Raw genomic sequence first — 13,265 nt, forward strand, 5'->3', positions numbered from 1 at the left:
TTCTTTGGAACGCGCATCTAAGACTTACCTCGTGGTTTTTTTCTAATCAGCAAAGCGGTTGGAATGCAATTGCAACTTGAACGCTAAGCCACCAGCTGCGCGAAAATGTCGTCAAATTAGCAACACTTGCGTGCCGACCTTGGCCATCGAAAACAGTTCGGCAATGTCTTCGTTGAACAGACCGATGCAGCCGTTCGACGATTTCCGGCCAATTTTGCGCGTGTCATGCGTTCCGTGGATGCGATAGTACTTCCACCCCAGATATAAAGCATGTGTTCCCAATGGGTTATCTGGTCCGGGCGGGATATAGTCAGGCCATTCAGGATTCCGCTTCTTCATCGAAGGGGTCGGTGCCCAGCTTGGACCCTCGACCTTGCGAATGACGCTGGTACGGCCACGGCGGGTCATTTCTTCGGTCAAAGGCACCGATGACGGGTAGAGTTTGTACACAGTTTGGTCATCTGACCAATAATGCAGCGCTCGCGACACAGTATCGACCAGAATGGCCCCGTTTCTGGTGTTCGAGAAGTAAGGCTGCCAGTCCAGCGCCCGGAATCCCGAGACATTGCGGCGAACCGCGGCTTCGGGCTCGGGCGCGGGGCGCAACGGATCGCCAGGGATGTATTGCGCCAGCGCCGGGCTTGCTACCATGGCAGCCGCGCCAGACAGGAAACCCCGGCGGGTCTGAGAGGAAATGCGTTTCTTGACCATGAGTGCGGTCCTTTGCGAGGGCGAGTTCTGAAATCTTGAGCATTCTATTGCCAGAATGCTTCAGTCGCAAATCAAACCGGCAGAATCATGCGGCCTTGTGACATTGGGCGTTTGCCCCGCACCGTCTGGCGCGGTATGCCCGTTAACGACACAAACATCAGGTCGATCATGACGCGTATCGTTTCTTTACTCTTGCTTTGCTTTGTCGCGCTGGCGGCATGTACCACCCCACAGTCCACAACTCTGGGTGCCGATGGCCGCCCCTTGCCCACGGTGTATAAAATTCGCGGCAACCCCGAAAAGCTGCAATTCCGGATGCTGGATTCGGTCAACGCGCTGCGCCAGGCTCAAGGGTTACAGGCCGTTCAGCTGAACGCACAGCTGAATGCGGCTGCGGCGACCCACTCTAAGGATATGGCTCGGCAGAATCGCCCTTGGCACTTTGGGTCGGATGGCTCATCACCCATCGACCGCGCCGCTCGGGTTGGATATTTCGGGACGTTCCTGGGCGAAGCGATCTCGGAAACCTACGAAACCGAAACCGAAACCCTTGCTGCCTGGATGCAGGAATCCGGCCCACGCGCGGTGATCATGGACCCCAAAGCGACCCAAATGGGTTTTGCCTGGCATCAGGAAAATGGCGGGAAAATCTGGTGGACGCTGGAAATGGGTACCGGCGGCTGATCCGCGAATACCATAAACAAGAAAAGCCCCCGAATTTCGGGGGCTTTATATTTTCATCAGGTGTTTAAGCAGCTTGCATCGACTGTGCTTCGGTCAAAATAGCATAAAGCTTGACCGGGTCAGGGTTGGCGCGCAGCTTTGCACAGACCGAACTGTCACGCAGCGTACGCGACACAAGGGCCAACGCCTTCAGATGATCTGCGCCCGCCTCTTCGGGGGCGAACAAGGAAAAGGCAATGTCCACCGGCTGACGATCTACCGATCCAAAATCGATCGGTTTTTCCAGCATCACAAATACGCCGGATACGCCAGCTATCTCGGGCAGACGCGCATGCGGCAAAGCCACGCCATGACCAACACCTGTTGGGCCAAGGCTTTCACGCTCCAGCAGGCAATCAACGATGGACTGGGCCTCAAGACCCAGCGTTGCCGAGGCGACCTCACCGATTTCCTGAAACAGCCGCTTCTTGCTGGAAGCTGCTGACAAAACACGTACTGCTTCGGGCTTCAGAATGCTCGAAAGCTCCATGATCATGCTCCGTAGCGGGCCCGGCAAATGCGGGGCACCGCCTTTTCAATCTTGCCTGTTAAGGATCGATCCAGCCGATGTTACCGTCATCCCGACGATACACGACATTCAACCCATCCTTGTTTTCATTCCTGAACACCAGCACCGGGGCGCCAGCAAGTTCCATTTGCATAACGGCCTCACCGACGCTGAGCGATGGGATCTTTGTTTCCATCTCAGCCACAATCATGGGCTGCAGCGATTCGGGTTCATCAGCCGTGTCCGATTCGTCAGAGGCGAGGATATAAGAGGACGCTCCAAAGAGTTCAACCGGCTCGGACCGATCTTTGTGATGGTCTTTCAGACGGCGCTTATAGCGGCGCAATTGTGTTTCCATCTTGTCGCAGCACCCCTCGAACGCTGCGTAAATCTCGGTTGCATGGGCTTTGGCCTGCGCCGTCAGGCCCGTCGACAAATGGACAGTGGTTTCGCAAACATATTCATGCGCTGAACGGGAAAAGACGACGTTGGCGTCAGTTGGACGTTGGGCATATTTGCCAACGACCTCGCCCAGCTCGGTCTGCACGTGGTTTTGCAGGGCCGCTCCGATGTCGATCTGTTTTCCGCTGATTTGGTAACGCATGTGATCTCCTTCACAATTCACACCCATTCTGACGTTGCGTCACGCAACGCACTTGTTTTTATCGGGTGGGGGGTGTCGACATTCTGATCGGTTGCTGTTGACCCGACCCTTCTGGGAAGGGACATCGAGATCCAGTCTGGAACCGAATAAATGCCATGACCCAATTGAGCCAAGAGGCGGCGGAAGAGTCAATCAAAACAAGAGCGTATATACGCGATTTCCGCCATTCGCCCGGCGCAATTCCGCGCAACCCTATGAAATACGGAAATTTTCACCAAGATAGACGCGGCGCACGTTTTCGTTTTCAACCACTTCGCCCGGCGTGCCCGACATCAGAACCTGACCGTCATGCAGGATATAGGCGCGATCAACGATTTCCAGTGTTTCACGGACGTTGTGATCGGTGATCAAAACCCCAATGCCGCGTTTTTTCAGGTCGGCTACAAGATGGCGAATATCGCCCACACTGATCGGGTCCACACCTGCAAAGGGCTCGTCCAACAGCAGATATTTCGGGTCAGCCGCCAGACAGCGCGCAATCTCAACCCGGCGCCGCTCGCCGCCGGACAGAGCCAACGCGGGTGCGCGGCGCAGATGTTCGATGGAAAAATCTGACAGCAGTTCTTCCAGTCGCTCTTTGCGCCGGTGCGCATGGTTGACGGTGATATCGAGAACAGAGGCGATGTTGTCCTCGACACTCATGCCGCGGAAAATCGACATCTCTTGCGGCAGATATCCGATCCCCATCCGGGCGCGACGGTACATCGGCAAGGTGGTGACATTCTGGCCGTCTATCGTCACTGTGCCTGCTTCGGGAAAGACCAGCCCGGCCACAGAATAGAATGTCGTGGTTTTGCCTGACCCATTTGGGCCCAACAACGCGACAACTTCGGACCGGTCAAGCGTCATCGACACATCGCGGATAACGGTTTTTTTCCGGTAGGATTTACGCAGCTTTTCAATCCGAAGCCCGGAATTGCCTTCGGCGACCGACAGTTGGGGACGCGCCATCAGTTGTTCCCCTGCTGCAGGATCGTTTTGACCCGGCCGGTCATGGTTGCGGTGCCTGTGGTCAGGTTTGCATTCATCTGATCGCCGCTGATCACGCTGGGGCCCTGGGTCAGCAGCACATTGCCCCGCATTACGATCACACCGCTGTCGATGGTGTATTCGGCCCAATCGCCTTCGGCAGCGTCGGGTGGGCTGACAAGAACCACGTTCTCGGTCGCTTCCAGACGATCAATGGCGGATCGTTCCTGGTTGTAGATCACCAGAACACGCTCGGCCGTCAGCCGCATTTCACCCTGCACGACAACCACATTGCCGACAAACTCGGCCGAGCCGTCCTGTTGGTTCACATTCAGAGTTTCCGAGGTCACCTCGACGGGCAGGGTCGGGTCCGCGCGCGTGGCGCCAAAAGCCACCTGTGCCTGCTGCGCAGTTGCAGAAACAGCACCTGTTACAAGCGCAAAACTCAAAAGGGCGAAACGAAAATCAAACACAGGTTATCTTTCTGCTTTCTGAGGCTCATACACCAGCTTCACGCCGTCTGTAAAAAGAATATGGACCGGGCCGTCCTTTTTTTCTGCCCCGAAGGTCATGCGGCCCGCCGAAAAATCACCGATGGGGCCGGTTCCGTTCACGTGGCCAGGCGTATCGCCCCGGATTTCATCCAATGCGGTGTTTAGCAAATCGGTGGTGACTTCGATCCCATCTGCCGTCCTGATCACCACATCCCCCACAAAGGTCGCTGTGCCTTTGTCGGGGCGGATCATTCCTGAATTCGAATCCAGCGTGATTGCGCCGCCGCTTAACAACCCAAACCGGCCACGAAACTCTGAGGCTGTCGGCATCGATCCTTCGGTGCCTTGCGTTGCCTTTGTAGCGCCGATCTGCACGTCTTCGCCCTTGCGGGTAGTACCGCGATAATCTGGTTGCGTGACCACTTGTTCGGCCAGACGCGCATCGATGTCCTGCTGCGTAAACGGACCCGAGACATTGGTTTCGATGCTGCGCGACAGAAGGAATACGGTGGACAGCATCAAAATCGCCGCAAGCGGCAACAGAACCTTCAGGAACTGTACCATGCGGGAATAGCGGTCCACCTCAGCCTCTCCTTAACCCAGACCGACGCGCAGACAGTCGTGAATATGCAGCAGCCCCTGCGCCTGCCCATCTGCGTCAGGATCAACCACGAAAAGTGAGGTGATTTTGCGGTCATTCATGATGGCCACCGCTTCTTCAGCCAAGGCATTGGGCGCGATCGTCATCGGGTCGCGGGTCATCACCTCTCGGGTGGATTTCTCCAGCAAACCGTCCATGTTCCGACGCAAGTCACCATCCGTGACGATGCCCAACAGGCGGCCAGCCTCGTCAGTGACCCCCACAACACCAAAGCTTTTTTGGCTCATGACAAGCAGGGCATCACTCATCGGAGTATCTGAGGTCACAACCGGCATATCCGTATGCATTAGGTCCCGCACCTTGCTCAGCTGCGCGCCCAGCTTGCCGCCGGGATGAAAGTCGCGAAAGTTCTCGGGCTTGAAATCCCGGTACTTCATCAACGCAATCGCCAGCGCATCGCCCATGGCCAGGGTCAATGTCGTCGAGATCGAAGGCACCATACCGAACCCGCAGGCCTCACCCATTGACGGGATCAGCAAATGCACATCCGCCTGTTTCATCAATGAGCTCTCAGGCTTGCTGGACAGACCAATCAGTGGAATGCCAAACCGACGGGCAAAGGCCAACAGGTTGGCCAATTCCGGCGCTTCGCCAGAGTTGGAGATCGCCAGAACCACATCGCCTTTCGACACCATGCCCAGATCGCCATGGCTCGCCTCAGCTGGATGCACGAAATAGGCAGGCGTGCCCGTGCTGGCCAGAGTTGCTGCGATCTTGTGACCGATATGTCCGGATTTACCGATCCCGCTGACAATCAGACGGCCCGTGGCCTTTAGGATCATCTGGATCGCTTCGGCAAAATGCGCGTCCAGACTGTCGGCCAGCACATCCAGCGCGCGGGCCTCATCGGTGACAACCTGGCGGGCTGTCTTCAGGAATGCTTCGGTATCGGTCATGAGTGCGCAAAAATATCCGTTTCGGGCCAACCTGCGAGGTCAAGTTTCGCACGCATGGGCAGGAAATCAAAACAGGCCTGCGCCATCTTGGTCCGACCTTCGCGGGCCAGACGCCCGTCCAAAGCGTCGCGCAGTTGATGCAGATACAGAACGTCGGACGCGGCATAATCCAACTGCGCCTCGGTCAGGGTTTCCGCGCCCCAATCGCTCATCTGCTGTTGTTTCGAGATGTCTACGCCGATCAGCTCCTGACAGAGGTTCTTGAGCCCATGACGGTCGGTATAGGTGCGCACCAGACGGCTGGCGATTTTGGTGCAGTAGACCGGAGCCGCCAGCGCCCCAAACGCATGATACATCGCCGCGATATCGAACCGGCCAAAGTGGAACAGTTTCAACACATTGGGATTTTCCAGCATAGCGCACAGGTTCGGGGCCTCGGTCTGCCCCTTTTCAACTTGAATGATATGGCTGTTGCCGTCGCCTCCAGACATCTGGATCACACACAGGCGATCCCGATGTGGGTTCAACCCCATGGTTTCACAGTCGATGGCCACGACAGGCCCCAGGTCCAGCCCGTCTGGCAGGTCGTTGTTGTACAGATGGTTCGCCACGGATTTGTCCTTTGTGCGGTCTCGCACCCCGAGATAGGCGGTTTGGTCGTCAAACTCAACGCCGTCCGGCTTGTAAGGTCAAAGCGTCTTGTTATCCGCCTAAATTGTTGGATAGTGGCACATAATAGCCAATATCCCCGGTGGTCGTATCCTGTCCGAACACGATAGTGGCCATTGACGCTCGCATTCCTTACGGAGCATGTCTGACCTATGCTCAGCGTCCTGCACAACCGGACCTATCGCCATCTGCTGGCGGCGCAGGTCGTTGCCCTGACGGGAACGGGGTTGGCAACAATAGCGCTTGGCCTTCTGGCCTATGATCTGGCGGGCGAGGCCGCGGGGCTTGTGCTGGGCACGGCGCTGACCATCAAGATGATCGCTTATGTGACCATCGCCCCGCTTGCGGCAGCCTTTGCCGAACAGCTTGATCGGCGCAAACTGCTGGTGGTTCTCGACCTTGTTCGCGCAGCTGTTGCCCTCTGCCTGCCCTTTGTCACGGATATCTGGCAGGTCTTTGTCCTGATCTTTGTGCTGCAATCGGCCTCGGCAGGATTCACCCCGGCTTTTCAGGCCACAATCCCCGATGTCCTGACGGATGAGCACGACTATACCCGTGCTCTGTCTCTGTCGCGCTTGGCTTATGACCTTGAAAGCCTGCTGAGCCCGATTTTGGCAGCGCTATTGCTGCTGTTTGTCAGCTTCAACACTCTGTTTCTGGGCACAAGCCTTGGCTTTATCGCCTCGGCCCTTCTGGTGGTCTCGGTCATCCTGCCATCACCCAAACCATCGGGGCACAAAGGCATTTATGATCGGACCTCACGCGGTATCCGCCTCTATCTGGCGACACCCCGCCTGCGCGGTCTGCTGGCGCTCAGTTGGTGCGCTGCGGCGATCAGTTCGATGGTCATCGTGAATACGGTGGTCCTGGTGCGATCCGATCTGGGCCTGTCGGAAAGTGCCGTGGCCATTGCGCTAGCAGGATTCGGCGGAGGATCGATGATCGCAGCGTTTCTGTTACCGCCCTTGTTGGATCGGGTGCCGGATCGACGGGTCATGTTGACTGGCGCCACAATTGGCACGACCACGATGGTGCTTGCAGCTTTTGTATCAAGCTCCACAATCGTGACGCTGCCCATGCTGACCGGGCTTTGGGCGCTGGCCGGGTTAGGGTATTCCATGTCCATGACGCCCTCAGGCCGCTTGCTGACCCGATCGGCCAGTCCCGAGGATCGCCCCGCCACCTTCGCCGCCCAATTCACGCTATCGCACGCCTGTTGGCTGGTTCTGTACCCGCTAGCTGGTTGGCTGATGACTCGGTTTGGGGCAACAATCGCTCTGGCTGGCATGGCCAGCGCTGCCAGTCTTGGCCTGGTCATCGCCCTGTCGATCTGGCCACGCTCCGAACGTCCCCAGGCGACGCAGAAGACTTGAGCCACCGTGCCAACCTGCTTTACACCAGTGTGACCCCATGCCGGAGATCTCATGGATCAGATTGACCGCCGCATCATCGCGGCCCTTCAACACAACGCCCGTGACACAACCACGACCATCGCAGCAAAGCTGGGCTTAGCCCGCACCACAGTGCACGAGCGGATTAAACGCATGGAAGAACGCGGCGTGATTGCGGGCTATTCCGTTGTTCTGAACACTGCCGATGACGCGCCTCGGGTGCAGGTGATTGTACTGCTTGAGGTGCAGCAAAAGGAAACCACCCGTATCATCAAACGGCTGGAAACCTATCCTGAGGTCAAGCGCTGCCTATCCATCAATGGCGAGTTTGACTTGCTGCTCTCTGCCGAGGCCCCCCGGATCGAAGATCTGGATATTCTGGTTGATGATCTGGCCAAAATCCCCGGCGTATTGCGCACCAATACCAGCGTGGTGTTCGGTCGGCGCATCGACCGGAAATGAGCGCTCGATAACCGGCTGTAAACCAATGCTTGGCTAGCTTGGCCGGGACAGATCAGAATCCCGGACCGGCAGAATGCCAACGCGCTTGTTTTTGTTTTCCCTTCTATTCTCGCAGGTGCTGACCGCACAGGCGGGTTTTGCCCTGCCCGATGCGCGCACCGGCGATATCTGCGATCAGGCGGCACGCAGGGCGTCAGTGACTGAAGATGTGCCGTTGGACGTGCTGCGCGCGATCACGCGGGTTGAAACCGGTCGCAGCTTTGGCGGCCACTACACCCCTTGGCCCTGGACCATCAATGTCGAGGGGCGAGGGGTTTGGTTCGACACCGAGATCGAAGCCAAATCTTATGTGTTTAGCGTATTCAAAGCAGGCAAACGCAGCTTTGACGTCGGGTGTTTCCAGCTCAACTATCGTTGGCACGGCACCGCTTTCCGCTCCATCGACGCGATGTTCAACCCGGATGAAAACGCCCGTTATGCCGCACGGTTTCTGAAGGAGCTGTATGCCGAGCTGGGCTCCTGGTCTGCCGCTGCAGGGGCGTATCATTCGCGCACACCTGAACTGGCCCGTGCCTATAAAGGCCGGTTCCAGACCGTGTTGGCCCAGCTGGATACCGCAGCCGCATCACGAACTACAGCGATGTCACGTGATCCATTCACCGGCACTGCCGCCCCGCTGATCCCGCTTCAGCCCGCACAATCCGGGCAGAGCATGCTGGGATCACTGGTTCCCAGCGGCACATCCGCCACAGCCTTCATCGCCTTCAACTAGGAGTTCAGCTTGCCCAAGATCGACGCCCGATCCCTGTTCTCGTCCACCGTTTTGCTGGCGCTGGCGCTGATGACCATCATCGTGATGATGATCCTGCCCATGCCCGCTTGGGTGCTGGATGTGGGGCTGGCTGCGTCTTTCGCGCTGGCCATTCTGATCTTTACGTTGACCCTGTTCATTGAACGCCCACTGGATTTTTCGTCCTTCCCGACGATCCTGCTGGCCTCATTGATGCTGCGACTTTCGTTGAACGTGTCCTCAACCAAGTTGATCATCGGTCAGGGCCATACCGGACCCAACGCCGCTGGGGACGTGATCGAAGGGTTTGCCAATTTCGTCATGGGCGGCAGCATCTTCTTGGGCCTCGTGGTGTTCGGCGTCCTGTTGATCGTGAATTTCATGGTCATCACCAAAGGTGCCGCCCGGATGGCCGAGGTTGGGGCCCGCTTTGCGCTGGATGGGATGCCCGGCAAACAGCTGGCTATCGACAGCGACATGTCCGCCGGGGCCATCGACCATCAGCAAGCCAAAGAACGGCGTGAGCGCGAGCAGCAGGAAACCACCTTCTTCGGCTCGCTTGATGGGGCCTCAAAATTCGTCAAAGGGGATGCGGTTGCCGGGCTTCTGATCACGCTTCTCAACCTTGTCATGGGCCTGGTGATGGGCGTGATCGTGCATGGAATGCCCGTGACGTCGGCGTTCGAGACCTATGCCATTTTGACCGTGGGCGACGGTCTGGTCTCGCAAATCCCGGCTGTGATCATCTCAATCGCATCTGCCCTGTTGCTGGCACGCGGCGGCACCCAAGGGGCCACCGACAACGCCATTTTCTCGCAACTGGGCAAGCATCCTGCAGCGCTCGCCACCGTGGCAGTGCTGATGGTTCTGTTTGCCCTGGTGCCGGGCCTGCCGTTTTTGCCGTTTATCCTGGGCGCGGGCGTGCTGGGCTATACTGCGTATCATGTGCATCGCAGCCAGAAGGCAGCGGCACTTGTGCCAGAACCTCAATCAAACGAGGCAGACGCACCGGTATCGCAAGCCATCGGGGATATTCTGGACCTCGACGATGTCCATCTGGAATTTGCGCCCGATCTTGTCAGCATGGTGCTGAACCAAGGCACTGGGTTGGATGCACGGATCGCCAATATGCGAACCTATGTTGCCTCGACCTTTGGCTTGATCCTACCCGAAATTCGCCTGACCGACCGCGCCGAGTTGCCTAAGGGTACTTATGTGATCAAGGTGCAGGGCGTAGAACAGGCCCGTGGCGTGTTGAACCCCGATCTGGTTCTCGCGCTGGTACAGGACGGGTTTGACCTGTTGCCCGACGGCAATGACGTGACCGAGCCTGTCTACGGCGCGCCTGCGCGTTGGATTCTGCCCAAAGATCAGGAGGACGCCGCACTCAGTGGCGCCACCATCGTCTCACCGCCCGAGATTCTAGCGACCCATCTGCTGGAGATTATCAAACAGAACTTCTCGCGCCTGTTGACGCTGAAATCGCTGCGGCGCCTGCTCTCAGAAATGACCCGGCTGAGCGATCCGGTTCGGGCCGAGGCCAATAAGAAACTGCTTGACGAGCTGATCCCGGACAAAGTGCCAATAGACACGTTGCACGCGGTGCTGCGCCTGTTGCTGGACGAGCGTGTCTCGATCCGAAACATGGCCCTGATCCTGGAAAGCGTGGCCGAGGCACGGCTGACCACCACCCAACCCGAAGGGATTTGCGAGATTGTCCGCCAGCGGCTTGGCTTCCAGCTGGTCGCCGAAATGAAGCGCGAAGACGGATCGATCCCCCTGATCCAGCTTGCGCCAGAGTGGGAGGATACGTTCGCCAGCTATCAGATCGACGCACCCAATGCCGCGCTAGACGTGGCGCTACCCCCCAATCTGTTCAACAAACTGGCCGATGGCGTGGTCAGCAGCGTAGCAAAATCCGCAGATAGCGGGCTGTTTCCGGCTGTCGTAACCTCGACCCGGCGCCGCCGGTTACTGCGCACAATTATGCAGGCGCGGGGCATCGAAAACCCGGTGTTATCGTTCGAAGAGATCGGGCTGGAGGCACGCCCATCCCTGGTTGGAACCATTCCCGCATGATCGCCTTACCACCAGAGCTATTAGGGCAGATCGGCCAAAATCTATGGCATTTGTTTGCAGTCTTTCTGCGGGTTTCTGCCTTTGTATCTCTGCTGCCCGCTTTCGGAGAACGCAGCATTCCAGTGCGTGTGAAGCTGGGCATTTCGATTGCCTTCACACTGATCATCTTACCCGCCGTTCAGCCACCAGACCTTGCACCCGGCTTTCTGCCCATGGTGCGCCTTGTGGGGACGGAGGTTCTAGTCGGAATGGTCCTTGGTATCGGGCTACGCCTGTTTGTTCTGGCCCTGCAAACCGCCGGAGCCATCGCCGCGCAATCCACATCGCTGTCGCAATTGCTGGGTGGCGCGGCTGCCGACCCGCTTCCAGCGATGGGGTACTTTCTGATGCTGGCCGGGCTGACACTGGCGGTCATTCTGGGGCTGCATGTCCGCGCTGCCCAGTTCTTGATCCAAAGCTACGCCATGTTCCCGATGGGCAGCCTTCCCGCCCCTTCGGACCTGTCGCGATGGGGGGTCGCTCAGATTTCGTCCAGTTTTAAACTCGCCTTTGCATTGGCGGCCCCGTTCGTGATCGCCTCGCTGATCTACAATCTTGCTCTGGGTGTCATCAACCGCGCGATGCCGCAGCTTATGGTCGCCTTTGTCGGTGCCCCTGCGATCACATTCGCAGGCCTGTTTCTGCTCTTTGCTGGTGCGCCGCTGATCTTGTCAGTCTGGTCTGACGCCCTGAACGGTTTTCTGATCAACCCAGCCGGGGGTACACCATGAGCGCATCGGATGATGACAGCGATAAGTCATTCGAACCCACCCCGCAGAAGCTTCAGAAAGCGCGTGAAAAAGGTGAGGTGGCAAAATCCAGCGACCTCTCCGTGGTCGCAGGCTATACAGGTCTGATCATCGCACTGTTGGCCGCCGGCCAGTACACGGCCCAGCATCTGGGCACGTTGTTTATGGTGATGATTGATCAATCGGACAAATTGGCTCAGCTGTTGACGACCGGGCCAGCCACCGCTCCGGTTGCCGGATTGTTGCGAGGTGCCCTGATACCGGTATCCCTGCTTTTTGCGATCCCTGCGGCAGCTGTCCTGCTAAGCCTGATTGCCCAGCGCGCACTGATCTTTGCGCCGACCAAGCTGAAACCCAAGTTGTCGCGCATTTCAATCGTGTCGAATGCAAATAACAAGTTCGGACGCGGCGGGTTGTTCGAGTTTGCCAAAAGCTTTTCAAAGCTGCTGATCTACGGCACCTGCCTGGCTTTGTTTCTGAAAGCGAACTTGACCGAGATCGTTTCAACCAGTGCAGCGCCTGCGAAATCATCGATCCTGCTGATGATGAACCTTCTGTTTCGGTTTCTATTCATCGTGATCACCATCGCGCTGGCCATCGGCGTCATCGATTACATCTGGCAATATGCCGAGCATATGCGCAAAAACCGTATGTCCCGGAAAGAGATACAGGATGAAACCAAAGACGCGGAGGGCGATCCGCATGTAAAACAGCAGAGACGCCAGCGCGCGCAGGATATCGCAACCAACCAGATGATGTCTGACGTACCCTCGGCGGATGTCATAATCGTCAATCCAACCCATTTTGCCGTAGCCCTCAAATGGTCGCGCACGCCGGGTTCCGCACCCGTTTGCGTGGCTAAAGGCGTGGATGAGGTTGCAACTGCAATCAGATCCGCCGCCAGTGAGGCAGACGTTCCCATACATTCAGATCCACCAACAGCCCGTGCCCTGCATGCGACGGTGGTGATCGGCCAGGAAATTCCAGAGGAACACTACCGCCCCGTCGCGGCTGCGATCCGATTTGCCGAAGCAATGCGTAAACGGGCGAAAGGTCAGATCAGATGAACCTGAAAAAGCTCTCGGCCCTGCAAATGGCAACCGATGCGATGTACCAGAAGCAACATCAGGCGCTGCGCCCGGTGATCGAAGCAGAAGCACTGGTGCAAAAGCAGTTGGTGCGGTTGGATCATCAGGTGACACTGGCACGACAGGACAGCGCAGGGACCGAAGGCTACCGTGTATCGGGAACGGATATCCTTTGGAACGCCTGGGAATCTGCGACGCGTCGCCAGTTAAACATGGAGCTGGCACGCGTGCGTGCTCAGAAACTGGCCGCTATGGAACAGCTTCGAACTGCCTTTGGGCGCCAGCAGGCCATCGCATCTGTATCCAAGACCATGCGGGATGCGCAGCAAAAGGCAAAAGGCAAGAGGCGCTTGAACCTTTGAAGGCCTGACC

At 57.6% G+C, this 13,265-nt stretch carries 16 protein-coding genes; 8 read left to right on the forward strand and 8 right to left on the reverse strand.

Annotated features, from left to right (window positions below; translation table 11 throughout):
* Positions 1–111: 111 nt before the first annotated feature.
* Positions 112–711: a L,D-transpeptidase gene (locus ACR0DH_RS18580; RefSeq protein WP_480545186.1), complete on the reverse strand. Its 600-nt coding sequence runs from the start codon at positions 709–711 to the stop codon at positions 112–114.
* 168 nt (positions 712–879) lie between these two features.
* Here ACR0DH_RS18580 and dalA point away from each other — a divergent pair, with 168 nt between their 5' ends.
* Positions 880–1,395, forward strand: coding sequence for a divisome-associated lipoprotein DalA (dalA, locus tag ACR0DH_RS18585; protein WP_353012623.1), 516 nt, complete (start codon positions 880–882; stop codon positions 1,393–1,395).
* A 64-nt stretch (positions 1,396–1,459) separates the two neighbouring features.
* Here the strand turns inward: dalA and ACR0DH_RS18590 are convergent, their stop codons facing one another.
* The 7 genes from ACR0DH_RS18590 to ACR0DH_RS18620 all read right to left on the reverse strand — a co-directional run bounded on the left by ACR0DH_RS18590 (position 1,460) and on the right by ACR0DH_RS18620 (position 6,237).
* Complete coding sequence (locus ACR0DH_RS18590) at positions 1,460–1,924, reverse strand: PTS sugar transporter subunit IIA (RefSeq protein WP_170537146.1); 465 nt, start codon at positions 1,922–1,924, stop codon at positions 1,460–1,462.
* 58 nt (positions 1,925–1,982) lie between these two features.
* Positions 1,983–2,546, reverse strand: coding sequence for a ribosome hibernation-promoting factor, HPF/YfiA family (hpf, locus tag ACR0DH_RS18595; protein WP_170537148.1), 564 nt, complete (start codon positions 2,544–2,546; stop codon positions 1,983–1,985).
* Between the two features lie 252 nt (positions 2,547–2,798).
* Positions 2,799–3,557 carry an LPS export ABC transporter ATP-binding protein gene (gene lptB / locus ACR0DH_RS18600; protein WP_170537150.1) on the reverse strand — a complete coding sequence of 253 codons (759 nt, stop codon included), beginning with the start codon at positions 3,555–3,557 and terminating at the stop codon, positions 2,799–2,801.
* Positions 3,557–4,048, reverse strand: a complete 492-nt coding sequence (locus ACR0DH_RS18605; RefSeq protein ID WP_480551489.1) for an LptA/OstA family protein — start codon at positions 4,046–4,048, stop codon at positions 3,557–3,559. The genes lptB and ACR0DH_RS18605 overlap by 1 nt, the downstream gene beginning before the upstream one ends.
* 3 nt (positions 4,049–4,051) lie before the next feature.
* Entirely contained in the window at positions 4,052–4,651 is a 600-nt protein-coding gene (locus tag ACR0DH_RS18610; RefSeq protein ID WP_353012633.1) for a hypothetical protein, read from the reverse strand.
* Positions 4,652–4,663: 12 nt separating this feature from the next.
* Positions 4,664–5,626 (reverse strand): KpsF/GutQ family sugar-phosphate isomerase, encoded by a 963-nt coding sequence (locus ACR0DH_RS18615; protein ID WP_480551487.1) that lies wholly within the window; start codon positions 5,624–5,626, stop codon positions 4,664–4,666.
* Complete coding sequence (locus tag ACR0DH_RS18620; RefSeq protein WP_480551485.1) at positions 5,623–6,237, reverse strand: ribonuclease D; 615 nt, start codon at positions 6,235–6,237, stop codon at positions 5,623–5,625. Before ACR0DH_RS18620 ends, ACR0DH_RS18615 begins: the two co-directional genes overlap by 4 nt.
* Positions 6,238–6,447: 210 nt before the next feature.
* On the opposite strand from ACR0DH_RS18620, the gene ACR0DH_RS18625 reads away from it, so the two are divergent.
* From ACR0DH_RS18625 to ACR0DH_RS18655, 7 genes are all read left to right on the forward strand, one after another.
* A complete protein-coding gene (locus ACR0DH_RS18625; RefSeq protein ID WP_480551483.1) occupies positions 6,448–7,668 on the forward strand; it encodes an MFS transporter in 1,221 nt (406 codons plus the stop codon).
* Between the two features lie 51 nt (positions 7,669–7,719).
* Positions 7,720–8,148 carry an Lrp/AsnC family transcriptional regulator gene (locus tag ACR0DH_RS18630; RefSeq protein WP_480545193.1) on the forward strand — a complete coding sequence of 143 codons (429 nt, stop codon included), beginning with the start codon at positions 7,720–7,722 and terminating at the stop codon, positions 8,146–8,148.
* Positions 8,149–8,221: 73 nt separating this feature from the next.
* A complete protein-coding gene (locus ACR0DH_RS18635; RefSeq protein WP_480551481.1) occupies positions 8,222–8,920 on the forward strand; it encodes a transglycosylase SLT domain-containing protein in 699 nt (232 codons plus the stop codon).
* A gap of 69 nt (positions 8,921–8,989) precedes the next feature.
* Entirely contained in the window at positions 8,990–11,017 is a 2,028-nt protein-coding gene (gene flhA / locus ACR0DH_RS18640; RefSeq protein WP_480551555.1) for a flagellar biosynthesis protein FlhA, read from the forward strand.
* Positions 11,014–11,787: a flagellar biosynthetic protein FliR gene (locus ACR0DH_RS18645; protein ID WP_480551479.1), complete on the forward strand. Its 774-nt coding sequence runs from the start codon at positions 11,014–11,016 to the stop codon at positions 11,785–11,787. The genes flhA and ACR0DH_RS18645 overlap by 4 nt, the downstream gene beginning before the upstream one ends.
* Positions 11,784–12,872, forward strand: a complete 1,089-nt coding sequence (gene flhB / locus ACR0DH_RS18650) for a flagellar type III secretion system protein FlhB (RefSeq protein WP_480551477.1) — start codon at positions 11,784–11,786, stop codon at positions 12,870–12,872. Before ACR0DH_RS18645 ends, flhB begins: the two co-directional genes overlap by 4 nt.
* Positions 12,869–13,255, forward strand: a complete 387-nt coding sequence (locus ACR0DH_RS18655; protein WP_480551476.1) for a hypothetical protein — start codon at positions 12,869–12,871, stop codon at positions 13,253–13,255. The genes flhB and ACR0DH_RS18655 overlap by 4 nt, the downstream gene beginning before the upstream one ends.
* The last annotated feature ends 10 nt before the right edge of the window (positions 13,256–13,265 follow it).

Source organism: Ruegeria sp. I1, from assembly GCF_056532675.1.